This is a genomic window from Microcoleus sp. MON1_C1 (assembly GCF_036701945.1).
Lineage (GTDB): Bacteria > Cyanobacteriota > Cyanobacteriia > Cyanobacteriales > Microcoleaceae > Microcoleus.
On record NZ_JAUBRO010000033.1, the window covers coordinates 38,840 to 61,312 of the forward strand.

Consider the following 22,473-nt stretch of genomic DNA (forward strand, 5'->3'; position numbering starts at 1 on the left):
CCTCCCAAATCGAGAATCCAAAACCTAGGGGTAGTTTACCCTACCGAAATGATTCGCGCTAGGAAAAATGCCCACGTAGTGACAATTCCTCCTAGGAGGTAGTGAGCTACACCCACAGCCCGACCCTGAATAATGCTCAGAGCGCGAGGCTGAATGGAGGGACCTACCTTGAGCTTGTTGTGAGCCCAAACAATGGACTCAATCAGTTCTTGCCAGTAGCCGCGGCCGCTGAACAGGAACATCAAGCTGAAGGCGAAGACGAAGTGTCCAGCTAGGAACATCAGACCGTAGGCCGACAGTGCCGAACCGTAGGACTGAATCACCTGAGAAGCTTGCGCCCAGAGGAAGTCCCGCAGCCAGCCGTTAATCGTGATCGAACTTTGTGCGAAGTTGCCGCCGGTAATGTGAGAAATTGTGCCGTCTGGCGCTACTGTTCCCCACACGTCCGACTGCATTTTCCAGCTAAAGTGGAAAATCACGATCGAGATGCTGTTGTACATCCAGAACAGGCCGAGGAACACGTGATCCCAACCCGAAACTTGGCAGGTGCCGCCACGGCCGGGGCCGTCGCAAGGGAACCGGAAGCCCAAGTTGCCTTTGTCAGGAATCAAGCGAGAACTGCGTGCAAACAACACGCCCTTCAAGAGAATCAGGACTGTAACGTGAATTGTGAAAGCGTGGATGTGGTGGATCATGAAATCCGCCGTACCCAACTCGATCGGCATCATCGCTACTTTGCCGGCGACTACTACTGCACCGCCGCCAAAAGCGTGGCTGACGATTTCCGTAGCATTAGGCGCTGTTGTGCCAGGAGCCAAGGCGTGGATGTTTTGCACCCACTGGGCAAATATCGGACGCAACTGAATCCCGGTATCGGAGAACAAATCTTGAGGACGACCGAAAGCCCGCATCGTGTCGTTGTGGACGTACAAACCGAAGCTGTGGAAGCCCAAGAATATACAAACCCAGTTCAGGTGGGAAATGATCGCATCTCTATGACGGATCACGCGATCGAGCAGGTTGTTGACGTTGCCGCTCGGTTCGTAGTCCCGCACCATGAAGATTGCTCCGTGAGCGGCTCCTCCAACGATCAGGAATCCGCCGATCCACATGTGGTGGGTGAAGATGGACAACTGAGTCGGGTAGTCGGTCGCGATGTACGGATACGGAGGCATCGCGTACATGTGGTGAGCCACGATGATGCTCAGAGAGCCCATCAGTGCCAAGTTAATCGCCAGTTGCGCGTGCCAAGAATTAGTCAGGATTTCGTAGAGACCTTTGTGACCTTCACCAGTGAAGGGGCCTTTGTGGTTCTCTAGGATTTCTTTCATGCTGTGGCCGATGCCCCAGTTCGTCCGGTACATATGACCAGCGACGATGAACAGCACTGCCAAAGCTAAGTGGTGGTGTGTTGTATCAGTCAGCCACAAACCGCCTGTGGTGGGGTTCAGACCGCCTTTGAAGGTCAGGAAGTCTGTGTATGCGCCCCAGTTGAGGGTGAAGAAGGGGGTTAAACCTTTAGCGAAACTCGGGTAGATGTCAGCCATCAAGCCCGGTGTCAAAATCCACTCGTGCGGCAGGGGGATGTCGGCAACTGTTTTGATCAGCTTGCCGCCGACTGTCAGCGGTGAACCTGCATCGATCGCGTCCATGCAAGCGTTGATTGGCAGCGACACGTGAATTTGCTGTCCCGCGTAGCCCAAGCAGCCGCAACCCAACAACACAGCCAAGTGGTGGTTCATCATCGATTCCACGTTCTGGAACCATTCCAGTTTCGGAGCGCGGACGTGATAGTGGAACCAACCGGCAAATAGCATCAGAGCTGCCATTACCAGGGCGCCGATCGCAGTGCAATATAGCTGGTATGAGTTAGTGATGCCGTTGGCGCGCCACCACTGGAATAGACCAGAGGTGATCTGAATTCCGTGAAAGCCGCCGCCTACATCTGCATTTAAAATTTCTTGACCAAAAATCGGCCAGACCACTTGAGCGCTGGGCTTGATGGCTGTAGGATTTGTCAGCCAAGCTTCGTAATTGGAAAATTTAGCGCCGTGGAAATATGCGCCACTGATCCACACGAAGATTACTGCCAAGTGGCCGAAGTGAGCGCTAAAGATTTTGCGCGAAACGTCTTCTAAGTCACTTGTATGACTGTCAAAGTCGTGAGCGTTAGCGTGGAGGTTCCAAATCCAAGTGGTGGTTTTTGGCCCCTTAGCTAGAGTGCGATCGAAATGACCTGGTTTTGACCACTTCTCGAAAGAAGTTGGAACCGGATTCTTATCGACTACTACCCTAGCTTTTACCTCTCGCTCTGGAGGACTAATGGTCATGAAGACTCTCCTCTCGGTAAGACAAGGAACGAGAACTGAATACTGTACCGGACACTCCCCGCGCTTGATTAGGCGGGGGATTCTCGAAAAAGCCGACACTGCTACACTTTACTCTTTGCAGAGCTAGACGCAGGTGCATCGTCTCCCCAAGCATTTTGCTTCTGTGAAGAAGCCAGTTTCCCAGTGTCGCTAACAATGTGACTGGGTACTGCCAACTCTTCTCTCCAGATGAGTCGCCGATCGCGTCCTTGATTCAGACTTGATACGGCTGCTCCTTTTGAGGGAGTTTTATGAATTATAAGCTTGCTAGAGGAGTATTAATCGCTTGTTAACAATACTTAAAAAAGGCTCAATTATTGATGTAATAACGCCTGTAAATCCCACAGTCCCTCGAAAAAGTCAAGGGGTACTGCCATTAACTTTACAAAACTCAAAGATAAAGTAATTTAGGAATACTCATTTGTAGATATATGTTTTGGAATAAGGCTGCGGGAATTAAGAGTGCGAGAAGATGGGTTGGCCGCTGCTGCCTCAATCCGGCTTCCTACGCGGCTTTGGAATTCCTGAGCGGCAATTCCCCAATACTAAATTCATTTTTGGGCTATAGTTCCCTATGAGAAGGCTTCTAGGAGTATGGTTGCGTGATTGGGATCAATTGGCACAGAACGGTTGCGGGCAGGCTGCTGGCATTGTTCGCAGCAGCAATATTAATTTTGGGTTTAGCAAGTTGTGGCGCGGGTCATCCCGAATTGCCCAAATCAGGGAACAAGAGCGACTCAGCTACCGCCCCAGTAAACAGAATCTCAGAGGTTTCTCCCCCAGAAGCCCTTCAACAACTGCGTCAGGCTCTAGAAATCTACCAGCCTCAAATTAGTATTTTGAATCCAAAACCTGACCAAGTGCTTCAGGATATAAATGTGTCTGTTCAGTTCCAAGTGAAGGACTTGCCCATTTTCAAAGATGCAAACTTGGGTTTGGGCCCCCATCTGCAAGTTTTATTAGACAACCAACCTTATGCAGCAGTTTACGACATCAACCAACCTTTAACGCTCTCCGACTTAGAACCCGGAACCCATACCCTGCAGGTGTTCGCCGCTCGCCCTTGGGAAGAAAGCTTTAAAAACGAAGGTGCCGCAGCTCAAACCACCTTTCACGTTTTTACCAAAACAGACGACAATAATCCCGATCGAACATTGCCCCTATTAACGTACAACAGCCCCCAAGGCAGCTACGGGGCAGAACCCATCCTGCTCGACTTTTACTTGACAAATGCCCCCCCGCACGAAGTGGCGCAAGAAAATTCCCAAGATGAAATACTCGATTGGAAAATTCGAGCCACAGTGAACGGCGAAAGCTTTGCGATCGACCAGTGGCAACCTATATATCTTAAAGGATTCACACCAGGGAAAAACTGGGTACAGCTAGAATTAATTGACGAACGAGGAAAAATTGTCAAAAACGCCTTTAATAATACAGCCAGACTGATAAATTACCAACCCCTCGGTCAAGATACTCTTTCAAAATTAGTGCGGCGCGAACTAACAGCAGCACAAGCTCGCGGTATAGTCGATCGCACCTACCAAGCTCCCGAACCCAAACCAACCCCAACCCCCGAACCGACACCGACACCTGCATTAGAAAAAACACCAGTTGTCCCACCCTCACCAGCGGTTCCAGAAACCCCTGTTACTCAACCGAGCTTAGAGCCAACAGTCGCTCCCGAAGTTGCTCCCGGTCAAGTAATAGAACCGACACCGACAGCAACTCCCCAGTTAGAAACCCCGAAAGTTGTTGCACCCGTTCAAGTAATAGAACCGACACCGACAGCAACTCCCCAGTTAGAAACCCCGAAAGTTGTTGCACCCGTTCAAATAATAGAACCGACCCCAACAGCATCTCTCCAAACAAAAAAACAGGAATATAAAGGATACTACAATCGGTTCCGCAACTTCTTGCGTGAAGAGCCCCAACCTGCTAATCCTTCAGTGCCACCAACCCTGCCAGAAATAACAGGAAAAGCTCCAGTACCAAAAGTAGTCGCTCCCGCGATACCAGAAGAGTCTCCCAATCTTGTACCGCCAACGCCACCAGTTGCCGCTGAAACTCCTAGCCAGCCAACCACCGAATTAGCAGATCCCAAAACAACTGTTTCCGAACCCGAAAATCCGCCCAAATCCGAACAAAAAGTCGAATTTGCCACCTAACAAAATCTTTCGGGGCTTCTTCGTGGCATGGGGGTCCCGCCCGTGCTCTATCTGCGATTAAAAATTAAAGGACACTAAAAAATGACCTACCTCGAAACAGCAGCCAAATTCTACAGTGATGTTGCCGAAACACCCCAAATCGGACTTTGCTGCGTCCAAAGCAGTCCCTTGCAATTGCCAGGATTAAAAATTCCCGAACAAATGCAAGAAATGAATTACGGCTGCGGCACAACCGTTCACGCCGCCGAACTTGTCGGCAATCCATTCGTGCTTTATGTAGGCGTCGGCGGCGGCTTGGAAGCACTACAATTTGCATATTTTTCTAGACACAAAGGAGCGGTTATTGCCGTCGATCCGGTTCCAGCAATGCGAGATGCGGCTGCACGAAACTTGCACATTGCGGCCCAAGAAAATGATTGGTTTGATCCGAGTTTTGTAGAAATTCGTGAAGGCGATGCTTTTGCGTTGCCAGTCCCGGATGCTTCTGTAGATGTTGTCGCTCAAAACTGCTTGTTTAATATCTTTGAACCAGCAGACTTAGCTAAAGCATTAAAAGAGACTTATCGGGTTTTAAAACCGGGTGGCAGATTGTTGATGAGCGATCCGATCGCAACTCGACCCATTCCGCAGCATTTGAAAGAAGACGATCGCTTGCGCGCCCTGTGTTTGTCGGGTGCTCTGACATACGAAGAATACGTTCAACACCTTGTAGATGTAGGTTTTGGGCAAGTGGAAGTTCGGGCGCGCCGTCCTTACCGACTGCTGGACAAACACAATTATCAATTGGATGCAGATTTGCTGTTAGAAAGCCTGGATTCGGTGTCTTTCAAAGTGCCTGTACCGGATGATGGAGCTTGCATTTTTACTGGCAAGACTGCTATTTATGCGGGGTCTGAAGAGCTGTTTGATGATGGGGCGGGTCACGTTTTGCAGCGAGGAGTTCCGGCGGCGGTGTGCGATAAAACTGCTGGGAAGTTGGGGGGATTAATGCCGGATAAGGTGTTAATTACGGATTCGACTTGGCATTATAACGGCGGCGGTTGCTGTTAGATTTTGTGTGGGTGAAGTCGATCGCAAGTGCGATCGACCAGAATAAAATTAACGGTGTATTGGTTATTTTGGAAAATAATGGCAGGGAAAAGCAAGCATAAAATTTAGCAGAAGCAAGAGATGCCAATTGCTGAAGTTGGTTGACAAGAGCTTCCTAATACTATAGTATTCGATGATGACATATAAGACTATTGACTTATTTTCTGGTGCGGGTGGCTTGACTACAGGATTTCACCTGGCTGGTTTTGAATCTTTATGTGCGATCGAGGTGGATGCGAAAGCTCTAACGACTTATAAGCATAATTACCCAAACACCAAAATTGTTCATCAGGATATACGTGAGGTCAATCCTTTGGATCTGCGATTATGTTTGGGTTTGCAGAGAGAGGAACTAACAGCGTTGATAGGCGGCCCCCCGTGCCAAGGATTTTCAAGAAATATTCCTGCTGACTATCGCTACCTCAGCGACTCTCGCAATCAGTTATATCGGACATTTTTAGAATTCGTACAGGAATTTAGACCCCTTTACGTTGTTATGGAGAACGTACCTGAAATCTTGAAAGCTTATGATGGTGTAGTTAAGAATGAAATTACACAGCAACTTGAGTCGCAAGGTTATAAAGTCACTTTTGGCTCACTAAACTCCGCGCATTATGGAGTACCGCAGACCAGATCAAGGGCTTTTTTCCTGGCTAGTTTAGATAAACCACTTCAATTCCCTGAACCTACACACGCTGGCGAGATTAGAAGCGATTACAGAGCTACTAAATCTTCTTACCAACTTAGTCTCCTAGAATCAAACATTTCTTCAGTCGTCACAGTTAGAGATGCGATTGGAGATTTGCCGTCATTGAACGCAGGAGACCAATATAATGCTGAAGTTTATCCTTTTCCACCCCAAACTGCGTACCAAGCAATGATACGTAATGGAAGTACGAAACTTTTCAATCACGTTGCTCGTGCTTTGAGTCCCATTCAAATGTCAAGAGTGCGTCTTCTTAGTGAAGGGCAAGATGCTAGAGACTTGCCACCGGAATTAGCTCCTAAAAAGCACTATAGCGGTGCCTATGGAAGGCTTTATTGGGATAAACCAGCAAGAACTATCACAAGGTGGGTTTTCCATCCCGGCTCTGGCAGGTTTTTTCATCCAACCCAAAATCGGACAATTACAATCCGTGAAGCTGCAAGATTGCACTCTTACCCAGATAACTTTCACTTTCTGGGAACATACACTGATATGGCTTCTCAAATAGGAGAATCAGTACCCCCACTTCTAGGTAAAGCAATAGCTGCATCTATTCTCCAAGTTCACTGTCAAAAGACGGTGTACTGAGTTGATCTTGCAAAGCTGAGAGAACAGTTTGCACATATCGATCAAGTGTAATACGAGTTCGCTTAACCCTGATGTGAACTGCTTCTGGAGGAATGGTTCTAGCTCTAAAAAGTTGCTTTTGATTCTTGTACCAAACTAACTCTAGCTTACCTGCAACATTGCCTTGTAGACCTGCTCCCGCTCTTCCAGTAACTCTATCAACTGTCCAAGCCCAAGAAAAAGCATTTGGGTCAAGTGGATTAAGAGGGAATTCACAGTAAATATATTCATATCCTCTAATGGTTTTCAGCAGTATGCCTTCATAGCTATTGGTAATGCTCTGTGCTGCTTGACTCGATATAATTTTCTCGTTCCAATGCTGAACAATAGCTGCTCCGAGTTCAGCAGGTGAGGATTGTTCCGTCAAACCAGGAAAACCAAGTTTGGCAGCCTTTTTGATAACATCTGCTCTCTGAATGACAAACAAAAATGTGTTTACAACAGTAAGAGTATTCAGTTGAAGAGATTTGAGTGACCAACCACTTGCAGTCGTGGTGTCAACAGCATCATAGAGGAGTTTGCTACGTCCTAATGCTGGATCTGATAAAGGAATATGCTTGACATAATGAAAAATAGCTTCCCAAGTATAATCCTCTATCGAGCCTATAACTGGAGATGCAATGGTAGCAATAATGGCTTGCCTCAATCTTTCAATCTCGTTTTCCGTCAGCACTCAAGAGTTCCTCTACAATTCGTAAAAATTCACCCATTGTTATGTCCAGAGCATTTGTAATATGACTAAGAACTCTAACAGATGGACTTTTCAGCCCTCGCTCAAGCTGGCTGATATAGGTTCTGTGCAGACCTGTGACTTCTGCCAGATATTCTTGTGACCAACGTTTCTCTATGCGACGACGTTGTATTTCTAGTCCTAAAGTTTGATCTAGTTTGCTAGGCTGCATAGAGAAAAATAGTAAGGTTTTGAATACAAAAGTTCTACAGACTAAAGTATTCAAGGTGGCAATATGAGCACTGAACTCACTCGCCTCTGGTGGCAATGGCATCTTGGCTGTGTCCAAAAGCCCAGGTTTAACCTCCCTTTTTCCCCATGCCGCGAAACTTCCCGCTAAATTAAAGAAGTAAAAAAATCATTCACATCCTACCCAGGAGATGCCATGCCTCGCGTCAGAGCACCAGAATTCCCCGGAAACTACCCTTGGTTAAACACCGACAAACCTTTATCCATTGAATCTCTAAAAGGCCGGGTCGTCCTCCTCGACTTCTGGACGTACTGCTGCATCAACTGCTTGCACGTCCTCCCAGACTTAAAATACCTCGAACAAAAATATAAAGATTCCCTCACGGTTATCGGCGTTCACTCGGCCAAATTTGAAAACGAAAAAGAAGTAGAAAACATCCGCCAAGCTATCCTCCGCTACGATATCGAACATCCTGTAATCGTTGACAGTGGCATGAAAGTTTGGCAAAGCTACGCGGTTCGCGCTTGGCCGACTTTAATGGTGATCGATCCTGAAAGTTATGTCGTCGGCTTTGTTTCCGGCGAAGGCAATAGAGAAGCACTTGACGAGTTAGTTGGCAAGTTAATTGCTGAATACAAAGATAAAAATGCACTCAAATTTAAACAACTCCGTTTTAGCTTAGAAAAACAGCGCAAACCTGTATCAACGCCGCTGGCTTTTCCCGGTAAAGTGCTGGCATTTGCGATCGCTGCAACGGAGGCAAAACATCTTCACCAACAGGTCGCGCTTTTGGGCGAAATGAGCCAGGAAAATGAATCTGTAGATGAAACTGTATTGCCCGGGCCTGCTAATTCAGTCATACAAAACTTAGTCGGTTCTTGCTTATTTATTGCCGATTCAGGACACAATAGGATTGTTGTCAGCACCCTCGAAGGTGAGGTGCTGCACGTCATCGGTAGTGGCAAACCGGGTTTAACTGATGGGGACTTTGAAGAGGCTGAGTTTTTTGCACCTCAAGGTATGGCTTTTGATGCAGAAAGTCAAATTCTATATGTTGCTGATACGGAAAATCATGCTATCAGAAAGATTGATTTTACGACTCAACGGGTAGAAACTGTTGCTGGTACCGGCGAACAAAGTCACGAAATTTCACCCCGCAGCGGCAAGGGTTTAGAAACGCAATTGAATTCGCCTTGGGATTTAGAAAGAGTTGGAAATAGACTTTTTATTGCAATGGCGGGTTCCCACCAAATTTGGGAAATGCAGTTAGACACTGGCACGATCGGCACTTATGCGGGTATTGGCCGAGAATCCTGTGTGGACGGGAATCTTGCAGAATCTGCTTTTTCTCAGCCCAGCGGCCTCGCTACGGATCGATCGGAGTTGTTTGTTGCCGACAGCGAAATTAGTTCGATTCGTGCTGTGGGTATAGATGAAGACCCGAAGGTTCGCACTGTTTGCGGTAGCGGTGAATTGTTTGGTTTTGGGGATAAAGATGGTCGCGGTGATGAGGTCAGGTTGCAGCACTGTTTGGGTGTTGAATACGCTCAAAATTACCTCTGGGTGGCTGATACTTACAATCACAAAATTAAGCGGATCGACCACCGGGGCGGTACGTGCAGAACAATGATTGGAGATGGTACAGCAGGTTTGGTTGATGCTAAAGGTCTCAAGGCTCGATTTTTTGAACCTTCAGGGTTGAGTGCGATCGGGCCTCATTTGTTTGTTGCTGATACGAACAATCATGTAATTCGGAGAATTGAGTTGGATACGCTGGAAGTCACAACTTTGGATTTCCCCAATTTGTGCCCTCCCGATGTTTGTTTGCCTGAGTAAGCCGATCGACCTTTTTGACATCAGGCACGGTTTTCAATCCTCCTGATTGCCCGATTGATTGTGGTAGGGTGCTCTTCGGCGCACCTTACCACAATTTTTACGCCCAGTAAGTTACCCTAATTATTCGCGGTGAGTGCAGTGTCTCACCAGCAATTGAGTGCTGGATGCAGAACCTCTATATTTATGGTGCACGGCAGCATAGCACCTGAACCCTAGAAGTAGAGCGTCAAACCACTTTTTGCGTCCAGGACTCAATTGCTAGATGTTGTTAATTCCAGGGCTACTAAAACCGCGATCGCCAGTATTAAATACTCGCAAAAATCCTCGCCCCAATCTAAAATTCCGAATAGCTCAGCAGCCGCACTATTTTTTCATCATCGTTCAATTCGCCGACAATTCGTCGCACGGGTTTCGGCCAGATTTTAATCAAAGTAGGAGTTGCTGAAATCTGATCTGCCTCAGCTTGGTCTGGATGTTTCAAAACATCAATTACTTTTAAAGTGTAGGGACGATCGAGGCATTGCTCTAAAAACTGGTGTAAAGTTTCGAGGGTGCGTTCGGTGCTGGGGTTGCTGCCGGAAACAAACAGACGCAAAACGTACCCTTGAGTTTGTGGCGGTGGGGTGAGTGCTGTTGGTTTGGGAAGCCGAGCCTGCTGCGATGCCGGAAAGCCCAAGGGAGTGACGATCGAACTGCTCCAGTCCGATCGAGCTTCGGGGCTAGCATACTGTACAACTAAGTCGTGATTTTCCCAAAGTTCGGGGAATTCTTCGTGATAAGTAGCGATTGCCATCGGTTCGCACATTTCTTCGCTCCGGGGATGCCACAATAAGTCGCCAGTCCCAAAAATGGCGTTCAGCAGCGTTTGATGTCGCAGCACAGGGGGGTAAGCCTCGGCAGCAACCCGCACCTGCCGATCGCCTGGATCGAGCCAGGAGTCAACGGTTGCCGTGTAGCAAGGTATCAGAAAATGCGGCGGTTCCGACAAACCGAGGATCTCCTGTAGAGCTACGCACAACTGCAAATGCCACCGAGTTTGCTTGTGGGGGTCTATGCAATAGATTAAGTCTCCCCCTGGTGTAAACAGCGCAATGCCTTTGAAAATTTCTGGCAAAATCGGGCGATCGACTTTCAATTCAGTACACCAATAGCAGTTAACAGTTAACAGTTAACTGTTAACAGTTAACTGTTAACACTCGACCTTTAGACTCGACCTCGGAGCATCTGAGCCATTTCGTTCGGGTACGGCGAGTTCTCTACACAAAGTTCTTCAGTAATCCGACCTTCTTGATAAAGGCCGTAGAGCGACTTATTCATCGTCGTCATGCCTTCATAAGTATCTTTGATCATAATTTGATTAATTTCCTCATTCTGGCCCTTCAGAATGTATTCCTTAACCACGTCGGTATTGATCAAAACGTCGTGGAAAGCAGCCCGCTTCCCGTCTGTGGTTTTGCACAGCAGTTGAGCAATAATTGCCACTAGGGATTCGGAAAGTGAAACCCGTATGGCCTCCTGTTCTTCGGGCCCGAACATATCCAGAATCCGGTTCAGAGTTTTAATCGCACTGTTGGTGTGCAGGGTTCCTGCAACTAAGTGACCGGTCTGAGAGGCTTTGAGGGCGATTTCCACCGTCTCTCTGTCCCGAATTTCTCCTACTAGCATCATGTCCGGGTCTTGCCGCAGAGCGCCTTTGAGAGCGCTCATAAACTTCAGGGTGTGCCTGCCGACTTCCCGGTGCTTGATCAAGGATTTTTTGCTTTCGTGTACGAATTCTACCGGGTCTTCGATCGTGATGATATTGTAGGCTTTATTCTTATTGATGTAGTCGATCATCGCAGCCAAGGTGGTAGACTTACCCGAACCTGTCGGACCCGTCACCAAAATCAGCCCTTTGTGGTAGCCGGATATTTTCTTAAAGACCTCCGGCAGCTTCAATTCCTCCAGTGTCATTATTTTGGCAGGAATTAGCCGCAGCACCATGGCCGGTCCGGCTAAGGAGTCCATGCAACTGATCCGAATCCGCACGAACCCGAAGTCGAAAGCGCCGTCAAAGTCTAGGGTTTTTTGGAAAATTTCAATTTCTTCATCGCTCATGCACTCGCGCAACCAGCCAAAAAACGTATCTAAATCTGTTGGTGGATAGCCGATGTCGGCAATCTCACCCCGCGTGCGGAAGCGGGGCACTTCGTTTACGCCGAGGTGAAGGTCGGAAACTCCTTCATCTTTCGCTCGGAGGACTAGCTCTTTCAAAGTCGGAGATCCGCCGCTGCTAAAGCTCGGGCTTTTAGGTGTGGCGAAGGATTGCGGCGGCGGTGCTGGTGCTGGTGCTGGTGCGGGCGGCGGTGCGGGCGGCATTCCTGCTGCTCTGGGGGGCATCCCTGGAGCTGGAGGGCGGGGTATTCCTGGCAGTGGGGGAGCTCCGGGTACGGGCGGGCGAGGAGCTGGCGGATGCTGCTGTGTCATATGCGCTACCTTAAGTTGGTGAGAAGGCTGACTCGAACAGAGGATTTGTGGGAGTTGGACAATGCCGATCGCCATTGTGCGGCTCTTGCACAAAAGCTTAACTGTTCTCCTCAGTCTATCGCAAGATCAGTTTCTACTGGTGCAATACAAAGGAAATATTCTGCCAATAGGAGGATGCGCTCACCTCTATCTACGACCAAATATGGATTTTCCACATTTTTGGAGAATGTTGTTTAAAGAAAAGAGTTTTCCGCAACCAAGCAGTATAAATTGATACATTAGCCAAATATTAAGGACTTAAACCGATGAATTCTGTCGATCGGGCTTTTACTCCAGCTCTGGAGTTGGCGGAGTCGATCCGCACGCTGGAAGTGTCGCCTTTAGAAATTGTCAATCTCTACTTGGAACGGATCGATCGATTAAACCCTGAGCTGGGCAGTTATTTTACTGTAACGGCAGAGCGGGCGATCGCCCTAGCTAAATCTCAAACCGAAAAACTAGCTGGGTTAAACAAGCCACAGGAATTGCCACCTTTTTTCGGAGTGCCGATCGCCATTAAAGACTTGACACCAGTTACGGGCGTTCCCTGTACCTACGGCACTCAAGCTTTGCTGGGTAACATCTCTGCCTACGACGAGTCAGTAGTATGGCGGATCAAAGCAGCGGGATTTAACATTCTGGGCAAAACAGCCACCTCTCAAATTGGCTCATTACCTTACACCGAACCAGAAGGTTTCCCGCCCGCCCGCAATCCCTGGAATTTAGACTATACGCCCGGAGGTTCCAGCGGCGGCTCAGCGGCGGCTGTAGCAGCCGGTTTGTGTGCGATCGCCCAAGGTTCCGACGGCGGCGGTTCGATTCGAGGCCCAGCTTCCTGCTGCGGTTTAGTGGGCATTAAACCATCGCGGGGGCGAGTTTCCTGGGCACCTGTGGGAGATTACCTCAGCGGCATTTCTGCCAATGGCCCCCTGGCGCGCACAGTAGCTGACGCCGCCGCACTTTTGGATGTAATGTCAGGCTACACAACGGGCGATCCGTACTGGCTACCAGATTCAAATCCGACGTTTTTAGAGGCTTCCCGTCAAAATTTGGGCAAACTGCGAATTGCGTTTTCTACGACTATTTCCCCTGTGGGCGAGGCTTCGGCTACCTGTCAGCAAGCGGTACTCGAAACAGTAAAATTATTGACTGATTTGGGACATGATGTCGAACCTGGATGCCCAGATTTTACGGGTTTAATCGAACCGTTTATCGCAATTTGGCAGTCGGGGGCGGCGGCAAGCGGCATTCCAGGTTCTGCTTTGGAACCGATGAATCGCTGGCTGTTAGAAAGAACTATTTCGGCTGGGGAATATTTGCGGGCGGTGAATCAAATGCAGGTGATTTCACGGCGGATTGTGGGATTCTTTGAAAAATTTGATGTGTTAGTTTTGCCGACTTATATGCACTCCCCCATCCGGGTTGGGGAGTGGGCGGATTTGAGTTTTGAAGAAACTTTGCAGCGGATTATTAATTGGATTGCTCCTTGTCCGCCATTTAATGCTAGCGGTTTGCCTGCGATCGCACTTCCTGCCATTTTAGATGACAACGGTTTGCCGGTGGGAATTCAAATTATCGGGCGACCGGCGGCGGAAGCAACTTTAATTGCTTTAGCGGCGCAGATGGAAGCGGCGAAACCTTTCCCGGTTTTAGATTTTAAATAGAGAAGAGCAAGGGATAAAAGCACGTTGCCCTTTTTTGTGGGTATTATTCCCAATCAGGATTTGTACGCGGGGAACTAGAAACCCGGCTTTTTTCATAAATTTTTCGTCATCAAACCCATGTTTTACCAAGAAACCGGGTTTCTCCCGCCCAGTCCTACTTATTAAGAATTACGCTGTAAAACTTTTATAATACTTCTTTAGATTGATAGATATTTTGATTGTTTTATTTTAAATATGGTAGCAGTTCGCTGCCAATATTTAGGGAAATTTTTTTATGTTAACTTCCGGGCCGATTACCGCTCCCGTTCCCGTTTTTCTGCTTCTTTTAGCAATCATGCTAATCGCGCCCCTGTTATTTGAGCGCTTGCGGCTACCGGGAATAGTCGGTTTAATTATTGCTGGCGTAATTGTCGGACCAAACGGTCTCAATTTGCTGCAACGGGACGCTACTATTGTTTTGTTAGGTACAGTAGGGTTGCTGTTTTTGATGTTCCTAGCGGGACTGGAAACTAGCCTCGACGACCTCAAACTCAATGCGGACAAAGCTGTCATATTTGGGCTGGCTACTTTTTCGTTACCGATGATATTGGGGACGGGAGCGATGCTGCTGTTGGGATATAGCTGGCTGGCTTCAATTTTAATTGCTTCTTGTTTCGCTACGCACACGCTTTTAGCGCTGCCAATTCTCACAAAATTGGGATTGATGCGAACTCAGACTATTACTGCGACTTTGGGGGGGACTTTAATTACGAATGTGTTGGGACTGTTGGTGCTGGCAATTGTTGTCAAAGCTTACAAAGGAAATCTCACTCTCGATTTTTGGCTGGTTCTCATTCCCTCTCTTGCTATCTACACTTTTGCTACTTTGTGGGGAGTGCCCAAAATCGGTCGCTGGTTTTTTAAGAAATTCGGACACGACGAAAATGCTGAATTTATATTTGTATTGGCTACCCTATTTTTAGTTTCTTACGCAGCAGAACTAATTGAGATTGAGGCAATTATTGGGGCGTTTTTATCGGGAATTGCCATTACTCAAATTATTCCCAAAATGAGTCCGCTGATGAATCGGATTGAGTTTATTGGCAATACGCTCTTTGTACCGTTTTTTCTGATTTCGGTGGGGATGTTAATTGACCCGCTAATTTTGGTGAAGCAGCCGCAGTCTTTGTTGGTGGCGGCGGTGATGATTTTAGCCGAGGTGGTGAGTAAGTTTTTGGCAGCTTGGATACCGGGGAAATTATTCGGTTTTGAGTTTCCGAACATTATGGTAATGTTCGGTCTTTCTGGTGCTCAAGCTGCTTCTACTTTGGCTGCGATTACGGTTGCTTTTGAAATTAAATTGGTCGATCGCGTAACGGTGAACGGCATCATTGCCATGATTTTAGTAACTTGTGTCGCTTCTCCTTGGATTGTATCTCGGTGGGGTCAAGAAATGCAGCACCCGGGGTCGAGTTTGCCGACTGCTACTTCGGGAAAGCATTCATGGGGAGAGCGAGTTTTAGTGCCTGTTGCTAATCCGAATACGGAAGATAATTTGCTGCGTTTGGCTTTGATATTAGCAAAAAGATATCAGGGAACTTTGCTGCCGCTGCATATTTTGTCCGATCGCGGGGAAGCAATTTCTCCGGCAGATAAAATGCAACAAACTCAACTTTTGACGGCTGCGGAAACTGTCGCCCATGCGGCTGCTTGTGCGGTTGAACCGATCGCGAGGATAGATGATGCGATCGATCGCGGAATTCTGCGGAGTGCAACCGAACGCGAGGCTAGTTTAATAGTTTGCGGTTGGAAGGGATTTTCTACGACTCGCGACAATTTTTTTGGCAGCATCATTGACAATATAGTAAGGCGATCGCCCGTACCCGTACTGATTGCTCGATTTCCCGATCCTCTCCAGAATACAGCCAGAGTTATTTTGGCGGTAACTGACAGCGAGTTGAGTCGGTTTGGGTTTCAGGAAACCGTGGATATTGCTAAGAGTTTGGCAGAGGAACTTAAGGCGAGTTTGCAAGTGTTGTTGGTGGCGACACAACGGGAAAAAAGCAACAAAAGTGCGGCGGAGGTGGAAATTCTTTCTGAGATACCAGTAAATCGGGTGCAGGGAAATTTTATCAAGTTAGTTTCGCAGAATTTGTTAGAACACGATTTGCTGATTTTAACAACACTTTCTCAGCAACAGAAATTGTGGGAAAAACCGGGAACTCTCAAAGAACCGGAAGCGATCGCCCGGGCTCACCAAAATATTTCGATGCTGGTTGTTTATTTTCCTGTATCTTGAGGAATATTTTAACTGCAGATGATGTTATGAATCTGCATTCATCTGCGGTTAATGTTTTAGGAGTAAAGCCAAGTGGCAAATTAAACAAAGGTATGTAGTTGCGCTCGACTCGCTCTTTCCTAAGCTAATATCGAACAAGCGCAACTACATACCTAAAATTTAACCTCCCTATTTGTGACAATTGTGTAAGTCCTATATTTAATCCTAATCCAACGGAATTGCGAGGAAAATTTCCGCACCTGTGCGCGGTTCTGAAATACACTAGATCGCCGTACATAGTTTTTATGCAACACTTTGATAGCTAATCGATAGAGCCTATTTTGAATCTTTCCCTTACCGCAATTTGGCTTAGTGGTTTAAGTAATATAAAATTGGGTAGCATCAAAATTAATATTACCCCCAGTCAGGACACGCGCCGTGCTGTTTACGAAAAATTAATCGGGCGATAGGTACATCTGTCGCGACCGCTCATGATTATTTTGGGCTGGGGCACAGCACTGCTGTGCCCTCCGTTGCTATGATATATGAGTGCCACCGGAAGTGATATAAATGGCTATCTTTCTTTGGTGGGCAATTCTACTTAATAATTTCTCGCAGCTCGCTTTTACTTCCATATTTAATTGGCTCCACAATCACTTCCCCTAATTAATGAAGCATTTCTGGCATTTGGTATCAATATTTACAAATGTTGCCGGCTTAAATTATCCTTCACTTTTGAGACTCAAATTATGAAGATTTTTCACTGGGGATAATTGTGAAGTTCCAGGAGTATAGGATTTACCCAACAAAGAAAACCCTACAGTTAATAGCCGATCGCTCTTTTCACTCGCGAAGTTTGTATTTTTTGGGAGGTCGATTAAAAAATCCTTCAACTGATCATCATTAGCAGCCGCACAAGAAGTGCACTTAGGTACGGAATGTGCGATCGGCAAGTAAATATGCGTAGAGGCCTTGACGATCGCACCCCGATGCAGGCAATTTCTCGGCATCTAGGACAATTTCTCGGTATCTGGGAGAATTTTGAGAATATGGTGATCTATCCTCTCTAGTTCAATAAGGTAAAAATGAGCATCAGACCAAATTTCAGATGGTTTTCTTCAGTAGCGAGTGTTTTGGGTTCGATTTCGATTAATCCTTTCAGCGACACGACATCTCCTGTAAAAGCTGCAGAAACGGTTGTTGTCCGCAAAGGTATTTTAGAATCGTCAATATCGGTTGCGGATTTGCGCGAACTCGCAGAAACAGGAAAAGTCCCCGCCAGACTGCAAGCTTATGCCAATCTCCTGTCTGACGAACAGCGCAGTAAAATCTTTCGGGCGCTGCAAGCGAAAATTCCCCTAAATGTAGTCGGCCTGAGCAACTTGCTAAATACGGGCATCGGCACTGGCATCCTGACGGATTTGACTACAGTGATACCCAGGCGCGACGGTGGGGGTGTGGAAGCGCTGCGATCGGCTCTGCTGCTGGGAGCAAACGCGCCGGAAGGCTTATCGGTATTGAGTTTCATTGAATCTTATCCGAGCTCGCGGGTCGTGGTGGATCTCGATCGAGCTTTCGCAGTTTTGGGAAATATGAACGCAAGTTTTTGGCAAACTCAGCGCTTTATGGAGGCGATCGCACCTCAGTTAGCACCGGTTAAACCCGCGTTTAACCTGCCTTTCGATCCAACCCAGCCCGGCCCTAATTCGGTGCAGGTACGGGCGCTAGATTTGAACGATAGCGCCCGCAATCGACCTATTCCGGTTGATGTGTACTGGTCGGAAGCTGCGACAGCCGACAAACCGACGATCGTCTTTTCTCACGGGTTGGGTTCCGTCCGCACGGATTTGCGCTACTTAGCCGAGCATTTGGCGTCTCACGGCTATGTGGTAGCAGCTTTAGAACATCCGGGCAGCAACGAGACGAATACCAATGCTGCGATGGCGGGTAAGTGTCCCTTGCTAGCTCCTCAAGAGTTTTTAGACCGTCCCAAAGACATCAGTTTTGTACTCGACGAACTGACAAAATTGAACGAAACTGATGATAATTTGCAGGGGAAAATTGCGATCGACCAAGCCGTAATAATTGGCTATTCCTTCGGCGGCGCTACAGCCTTGTCCTTGGCCGGCGCCGAACTGCAATTGAGCGGACTCAAACAGCGGTGTCAGGGGGATTTGATTGGGTTCAGCTTGGGCGAAGGCATTCAGTGCGCGGCGGCCGGATTGCCCGAAGAACGGTATCAATTGCGGGATGCGAGGATTAAAAGGGCGATCGCCATGAATCCGATCGCATCATTACTATTTGGAGAAACTGGTTTAAGTGCAATTCAAATTCCTACCTTAATAGTAGCATCTTCAGCAGACAAAACAACTCCCGCCTTAGCCGAACAAATTGCCGGCTTTCCGAAAATTCCATCTCCTAAATGGCTAGTCGGTTTTGTAGGAGGAACCCACTTAAGCGTCAAAGATCCCAGTACAACTTTACATCAAGTTCGTAGACCGAGCACAGTAATTACCGGCGATGAAGTTGTCGGCGACCAAGCTGTTAGCATACGCAATTATATTAAAGCTGTAAGTTTGGCTACCGTTGCTCAACTGACTACTGAAGCTGACAAATATGCAGTCTTTCTAACGCCAGAATACGCGCAATTTGCTTCTACATCGGCAATCCCGGTGCGGCTCGTAACAGAAATTTCCCCCGAAATTCATACAGTAGTGCAAACTTTTATTCAAGGGAATAAGTAGTGATTAGTCATTAGTCGTTAAGTAGGTAAGCGCCAAAAAACCATAGTATTTTTTTTAGTTCTCCACCCACAACATAATTATGTAGGGTTCGCAGTCCGAACCTTACCACTATTAGTTATTCGCTAATAATCTGATGTCAGCTCGAACACCTATAATAAAGGTCTTTGTAGTGGTAGTTCGAGGGGACATCATATTGCGACTAGCAGGCTTTCCTGTTGGAGGCGACGCCCCTTACCCCCCAGGGCTGGATTTTCTTCTTAAGCGGTTTCTGATATATTTTGTCCGTGCAAGGGCAAAATATAACCAAGCGCTTTCACAAACTCTACTCCCAAACTGCGATGCCTAAAAAAAATCTTATCCCGCTATTGCTTCTGTTTGTAGCCCTGTTTACCCTTTACGGTGACACTTTAACTTTTCTCCCCAAACCTGTAAGAGATACTAGCGTGGCAAGCCGAAAGTTCTTCGTCGGGTTGTGGCCTTCGTGGGTGAAGCCGAAAGATTCAAACAAGCAAAGGGATAAGGAGATTGAGAACTTGGAAAAAACCCCTAGTCCCAGTCGATAGTTTTGAGCTACCAGCGAGAAACTGGGTTTATCTAACAATACCTAGCCATGTTCTTGTATAGCAACCGCCAAGGCGGTTAGGGCGTAAACTGAGAATAGTCTCTTTTGTTGCGGAGCGATCGCACCCAAAATGCCTCAACCCTACAGCTACGATCTACGCCAGAAAGTCATTCAAGCTATAAAGCTTGATGGCTTAAAAATTATTGAAGCCAGTCAACTGTTCAACATTAGTCGCAACACGATCACCCTATGGCTGAAGCGACAAGATCAAACAGGAGACTTTCTAGCTTTACCCAATCAGCCTCCGGGTAATGGTCATAAAATCACTGACGCTTGAGCGATTTCGTGAGTTCGCCAAGATTCATGGGGATAAAACGAGCGGTGGAGATGGCGAAACTTTGGGATGGGGAAATTAGCTCACGCACGATCTCGCGGGCTTTGAAAAAAATTGGTTTTACTCGAAAAAAAAGACCTACGGCTATTGTGAGCGGGATGAAATCAAGCGGCAGGCTTTTTTAGTTGAGTTGTCAAGCATACCTCCAGATCAGATTGTGTATGTTGATGAATCAGGTATGGATAACCGAGATCAATATGATTATGCGAGTGAATCAGCGAGGTCAACGGTTCCATGCACTAAAATCTGGGCGACGCCAGGGTCGAGTCAATATGATTGCCGCTCTGTGTAACCATAAATTGAGTGCCCCTTTTACGATCGAGGGAGCCTGTAATCGAACAGTTTTTGAAATGTGGCTGGAAACAAGTTTAGTTCCAACACTGGTTAAAGGGCAGGTGGTAGTGATGGATAATGCCACCTTTCATAAAGGCGGTCGGATTCAGGAATTGATTCAAAGTGTAGGATGTAGACTGTTATATTTACCGCCGTACTCTCCAGATTTCAACAAGATTGAACAATGTTGGTCTTGGCTAAAAAGTCGAATTCGTAAACAGCTAGATCAGTTTGATTGTTTACGAGATGCGATCGAGGATGTGTTACGCATTGCGTCCTAACCGCCTTGGCGGTTGCTATAGGTTGGGTTAAGCGAAGCGAAACCCAACAGTACGATTTTAGATTTTGGATTTTAGATTAGAGATTTTTTATCCACTCTCTAATCTGTAATCTATTTAACTTGAGATTTGAGATTTTCCTCGAAGCGGTAAGGTGTGCAGTGCACACCCTACATAATTAGGTTCTGCGTAACTCCTGTTTTAGATTGCTCCTCCAATCTAAAATCTCAAATCTCAAATTGATTAGGCCTGCTTTTTCAACCAGCTAAACATAGCTCGCAAATCTTTACCAACTTCTTCAATAGGATGTTCTGCTTCCTGACGGCGCATGGAGGTAAAGCCCGGTTTGCCGGCTTGGTTTTCGAGAACGAATTCGCGGGCAAATTGGCCGGATTGAATTTCGCTGAGAATTTTACGCATTTCGGCGCGGGTTTGATCCGTGACGATGCGGGGGCCGCGAGTTAAATCGCCGTATTCTGCGGTATTGGAGATGCTGTCGCGCATTTTGGCGAGGCCTCCTTCTACTACTAAGTCAACGATAAGTTTAACTTCGTGCAAACATTCAAAATAAGCTAATTCCGGTTGGTATCCGGCGTCAACTAAAGTTTCAAATCCAGCTTTAATTAATGCGCTCAAACCGCCGCACAAAACTACTTGTTCGCCAAAAAGATCGGTTTCTGTTTCTTCGCGGAAAGTGGTTTCCAGAATGCCGGCTCTGGTGCCGCCGATACCTTTAGCATAGGCCATTGCCCGATCGCGCGCTTGACCGGAAGCATCTTGATATACTGCAAACAAACTCGGAACGCCTTCCCCTTGTTCGTAAGTCCGCCGCACCAAGTGTCCGGGGCCTTTGGGGGCAACCATTACTACGTCTACATTGGCAGGGGGAACAACTTGGCCGAAGTGAATGTTAAAACCGTGAGCAAATGCTAAAACATTTCCTTCTGAAAGGTTCGGTTCAATTTGTTCTGTGTAAATAGTTTTTTGAACTTCATCGGGCAATAAAATCATGATGAAGTCAGCGGCGGCGGCTGCTTTGTCTACCGGGTGAACTGTTAAACCCGCGTCGGTTGCTTTGGCAGCAGATTTGCTACCGGGATACAAACCGACAACGACATTCATGCCGCTGTCTTTGAGGTTGAGGGCGTGGGCGTGTCCTTGGGAACCGTAGCCGATGATAGCAATCGTTTTGTTGGCTAAGAGGTCTAGGTTCGCGTCGGTGTCGTAATACATACGGGCCATAATCCTTGTCTCCTGAGATGCAAATTGGGTGATTGACTGCAAAACTCTCATTTTATCAAAGTAGGGTACTTTTTTTACAGAAATTTTTCGATTAAGATTTGGACGCGGGAAAATAAAGGGCGATCGCCCTGAATTTCCCAGGGTTTCTCGCCGAGTCTGCGATCGTCAAATATAATTGTCAATAGCGTGCTGTGCATTTGAAAAAACCTCACATCTTGCACGATTCTCAAGAACAGGCAAGATGCCTGTTCCACAAAGAGTAAATTTTTTTGTGGAACAGGCATCTTGCCTGTTCATAAAAAGCTTATTTAAAATAGTGCAACATCTCAGAAAAACAAAACTAACTAACTTTATTCAGATGAAAATAAAAGCAATACATCATGTGGCGATTATTTGCTCGGATTACGAAACCTCGAAAAAATTTTATGTAGAAGTATTGGGATGTTCCATCATCAAAGAAACTTTCCGAACCGAGAGGAATTCTTACAAACTAGATTTGGGAGTCGGAAACGGCGACACCATTGAGCTTTTTTCATTTCTCCACCCTCCTGAAAGAGTTAACAGTCCTGAAGCGTGCGGTTTGAGACATTTAGCTTTTGCAGTTGAGGACATAGAAGCATCAGTTGCTTACTTAAAATCTCAACAAGTAGAAGTAGAAGAAATTCGCCTTGACGAGATTACCGAAAAACGGTTTACATTTTTCAGAGATCCCGACAACTTACCGTTAGAAATTTATGAGATTTAGACCCACATCCCCATTTTAAAAAGCTTAGCAGAGAAGA

At 46.9% G+C, this 22,473-nt stretch carries 16 protein-coding genes and 1 pseudogene; 9 read left to right on the forward strand and 8 right to left on the reverse strand.

Going from position 1 to position 22,473, the window contains the following annotated elements; genetic code table 11:
• Nucleotides 1-35: 35 nt before the first annotated feature.
• On the reverse strand, nucleotides 36-2,330 hold the full coding sequence (gene psaA / locus QUA62_RS19030; protein ID WP_333220614.1) for a photosystem I core protein PsaA: 2,295 nt from the start codon (nucleotides 2,328-2,330) through the stop codon (nucleotides 36-38).
• A 641-nt stretch (nucleotides 2,331-2,971) separates the two neighbouring features.
• Here psaA and QUA62_RS19035 point away from each other — a divergent pair.
• From QUA62_RS19035 to QUA62_RS19045, 3 genes are all read left to right on the forward strand, one after another.
• Complete coding sequence (locus QUA62_RS19035) at nucleotides 2,972-4,534, forward strand: hypothetical protein (RefSeq protein ID WP_333405966.1); 1,563 nt, start codon at nucleotides 2,972-2,974, stop codon at nucleotides 4,532-4,534.
• Between the two features lie 81 nt (nucleotides 4,535-4,615).
• Nucleotides 4,616-5,584 (forward strand): arsenosugar biosynthesis arsenite methyltransferase ArsM, encoded by a 969-nt coding sequence (arsM, locus tag QUA62_RS19040; protein ID WP_333405968.1) that lies wholly within the window; start codon nucleotides 4,616-4,618, stop codon nucleotides 5,582-5,584.
• A 172-nt stretch (nucleotides 5,585-5,756) separates the two neighbouring features.
• Entirely contained in the window at nucleotides 5,757-6,917 is a 1,161-nt protein-coding gene (locus QUA62_RS19045) for a DNA cytosine methyltransferase (protein WP_333405970.1), read from the forward strand.
• Here QUA62_RS19045 and QUA62_RS19050 read toward each other — a convergent pair.
• Together QUA62_RS19050 and QUA62_RS19055 are read right to left on the reverse strand one after the other, a co-directional pair.
• Entirely contained in the window at nucleotides 6,880-7,629 is a 750-nt protein-coding gene (locus tag QUA62_RS19050) for a hypothetical protein (protein ID WP_333405972.1), read from the reverse strand. The genes QUA62_RS19045 and QUA62_RS19050 overlap by 38 nt on opposite strands.
• Entirely contained in the window at nucleotides 7,607-7,960 is a 354-nt protein-coding gene (locus QUA62_RS19055; RefSeq protein ID WP_333405974.1) for a helix-turn-helix transcriptional regulator, read from the reverse strand. Before QUA62_RS19055 ends, QUA62_RS19050 begins: the two co-directional genes overlap by 23 nt.
• A gap of 111 nt (nucleotides 7,961-8,071) precedes the next feature.
• On the opposite strand from QUA62_RS19055, the gene QUA62_RS19060 reads away from it, so the two are divergent.
• The gene (locus QUA62_RS19060; protein WP_190739166.1) at nucleotides 8,072-9,712 is read left to right on the forward strand and encodes a thioredoxin-like domain-containing protein; all 1,641 of its coding nucleotides are present in this window, start codon (nucleotides 8,072-8,074) and stop codon (nucleotides 9,710-9,712) included.
• Nucleotides 9,713-10,046: 334 nt separating this feature from the next.
• On the opposite strand, the gene QUA62_RS19065 is transcribed toward QUA62_RS19060, so the two are convergent.
• Together QUA62_RS19065 and QUA62_RS19070 are read right to left on the reverse strand one after the other, a co-directional pair.
• The gene (locus tag QUA62_RS19065; protein ID WP_333405976.1) at nucleotides 10,047-10,847 is read right to left on the reverse strand and encodes a circadian clock KaiB family protein; all 801 of its coding nucleotides are present in this window, start codon (nucleotides 10,845-10,847) and stop codon (nucleotides 10,047-10,049) included.
• Between the two features lie 68 nt (nucleotides 10,848-10,915).
• Nucleotides 10,916-12,178: a type IV pilus twitching motility protein PilT gene (locus QUA62_RS19070; protein WP_333288326.1), complete on the reverse strand. Its 1,263-nt coding sequence runs from the start codon at nucleotides 12,176-12,178 to the stop codon at nucleotides 10,916-10,918.
• Between the two features lie 305 nt (nucleotides 12,179-12,483).
• On the opposite strand from QUA62_RS19070, the gene QUA62_RS19075 reads away from it, so the two are divergent.
• Together QUA62_RS19075 and QUA62_RS19080 are read left to right on the forward strand one after the other, a co-directional pair.
• Nucleotides 12,484-13,881, forward strand: coding sequence for an amidase (locus QUA62_RS19075; protein WP_333405978.1), 1,398 nt, complete (start codon nucleotides 12,484-12,486; stop codon nucleotides 13,879-13,881).
• A gap of 274 nt (nucleotides 13,882-14,155) precedes the next feature.
• Nucleotides 14,156-16,159: a cation:proton antiporter domain-containing protein gene (locus QUA62_RS19080; protein ID WP_333405980.1), complete on the forward strand. Its 2,004-nt coding sequence runs from the start codon at nucleotides 14,156-14,158 to the stop codon at nucleotides 16,157-16,159.
• Between the two features lie 701 nt (nucleotides 16,160-16,860).
• On the opposite strand, the gene QUA62_RS19085 is transcribed toward QUA62_RS19080, so the two are convergent.
• Nucleotides 16,861-17,148 carry a hypothetical protein gene (locus tag QUA62_RS19085; RefSeq protein WP_333405982.1) on the reverse strand — a complete coding sequence of 96 codons (288 nt, stop codon included), beginning with the start codon at nucleotides 17,146-17,148 and terminating at the stop codon, nucleotides 16,861-16,863.
• A 75-nt stretch (nucleotides 17,149-17,223) separates the two neighbouring features.
• On the opposite strand from QUA62_RS19085, the gene QUA62_RS19090 reads away from it, so the two are divergent.
• Together QUA62_RS19090 and QUA62_RS19095 are read left to right on the forward strand one after the other, a co-directional pair.
• Nucleotides 17,224-18,882, forward strand: coding sequence for an alpha/beta hydrolase (locus QUA62_RS19090; protein WP_333405984.1), 1,659 nt, complete (start codon nucleotides 17,224-17,226; stop codon nucleotides 18,880-18,882).
• A gap of 692 nt (nucleotides 18,883-19,574) precedes the next feature.
• Nucleotides 19,575-20,452: pseudogene (locus QUA62_RS19095) on the forward strand (IS630 family transposase).
• Nucleotides 20,453-20,692: 240 nt separating this feature from the next.
• On the opposite strand, the gene ilvC reads toward QUA62_RS19095, so the two are convergent.
• Together ilvC and QUA62_RS19105 are read right to left on the reverse strand one after the other, a co-directional pair.
• Complete coding sequence (gene ilvC, locus QUA62_RS19100; protein ID WP_333405986.1) at nucleotides 20,693-21,742, reverse strand: ketol-acid reductoisomerase; 1,050 nt, start codon at nucleotides 21,740-21,742, stop codon at nucleotides 20,693-20,695.
• Between the two features lie 23 nt (nucleotides 21,743-21,765).
• Nucleotides 21,766-21,975, reverse strand: a complete 210-nt coding sequence (locus QUA62_RS19105) for a hypothetical protein (RefSeq protein ID WP_333405988.1) — start codon at nucleotides 21,973-21,975, stop codon at nucleotides 21,766-21,768.
• Nucleotides 21,976-22,049: 74 nt separating this feature from the next.
• On the opposite strand from QUA62_RS19105, the gene gloA2 reads away from it, so the two are divergent.
• The gene (gloA2, locus tag QUA62_RS19110) at nucleotides 22,050-22,436 is read left to right on the forward strand and encodes an SMU1112c/YaeR family gloxylase I-like metalloprotein (RefSeq protein WP_333405990.1); all 387 of its coding nucleotides are present in this window, start codon (nucleotides 22,050-22,052) and stop codon (nucleotides 22,434-22,436) included.
• Nucleotides 22,437-22,473: the final 37 nt, after the last annotated feature.

What these genes read in the sequence shown, in the direction of transcription:
- psaA (WP_333220614.1), bottom strand. Translation starts at nt 2,330, where the DNA reads ATGACCATTAGTCCTCCAGAGCGAGAGGTAAAAGCTAGGGTAGTAGTC.
- QUA62_RS19085 (WP_333405982.1), bottom strand. Translation starts at nt 17,148, where the DNA reads ATGCCGAGAAATTGCCTGCATCGGGGTGCGATCGTCAAGGCCTCTACG.
- QUA62_RS19105 (WP_333405988.1), bottom strand. Translation starts at nt 21,975, where the DNA reads ATGCCTGTTCCACAAAAAAATTTACTCTTTGTGGAACAGGCATCTTGC.
- QUA62_RS19090 (WP_333405984.1), top strand. Translation starts at nt 17,224, where the DNA reads ATGAGCATCAGACCAAATTTCAGATGGTTTTCTTCAGTAGCGAGTGTT.
- QUA62_RS19080 (WP_333405980.1), top strand. Translation starts at nt 14,156, where the DNA reads ATGTTAACTTCCGGGCCGATTACCGCTCCCGTTCCCGTTTTTCTGCTT.
- gloA2 (WP_333405990.1), top strand. Translation starts at nt 22,050, where the DNA reads ATGAAAATAAAAGCAATACATCATGTGGCGATTATTTGCTCGGATTAC.
- QUA62_RS19075 (WP_333405978.1), top strand. Translation starts at nt 12,484, where the DNA reads ATGAATTCTGTCGATCGGGCTTTTACTCCAGCTCTGGAGTTGGCGGAG.
- QUA62_RS19045 (WP_333405970.1), top strand. Translation starts at nt 5,757, where the DNA reads ATGATGACATATAAGACTATTGACTTATTTTCTGGTGCGGGTGGCTTG.
- QUA62_RS19060 (WP_190739166.1), top strand. Translation starts at nt 8,072, where the DNA reads ATGCCTCGCGTCAGAGCACCAGAATTCCCCGGAAACTACCCTTGGTTA.
- ilvC (WP_333405986.1), bottom strand. Translation starts at nt 21,742, where the DNA reads ATGAGAGTTTTGCAGTCAATCACCCAATTTGCATCTCAGGAGACAAGG.
- QUA62_RS19070 (WP_333288326.1), bottom strand. Translation starts at nt 12,178, where the DNA reads ATGACACAGCAGCATCCGCCAGCTCCTCGCCCGCCCGTACCCGGAGCT.
- arsM (WP_333405968.1), top strand. Translation starts at nt 4,616, where the DNA reads ATGACCTACCTCGAAACAGCAGCCAAATTCTACAGTGATGTTGCCGAA.
- QUA62_RS19055 (WP_333405974.1), bottom strand. Translation starts at nt 7,960, where the DNA reads ATGCCATTGCCACCAGAGGCGAGTGAGTTCAGTGCTCATATTGCCACC.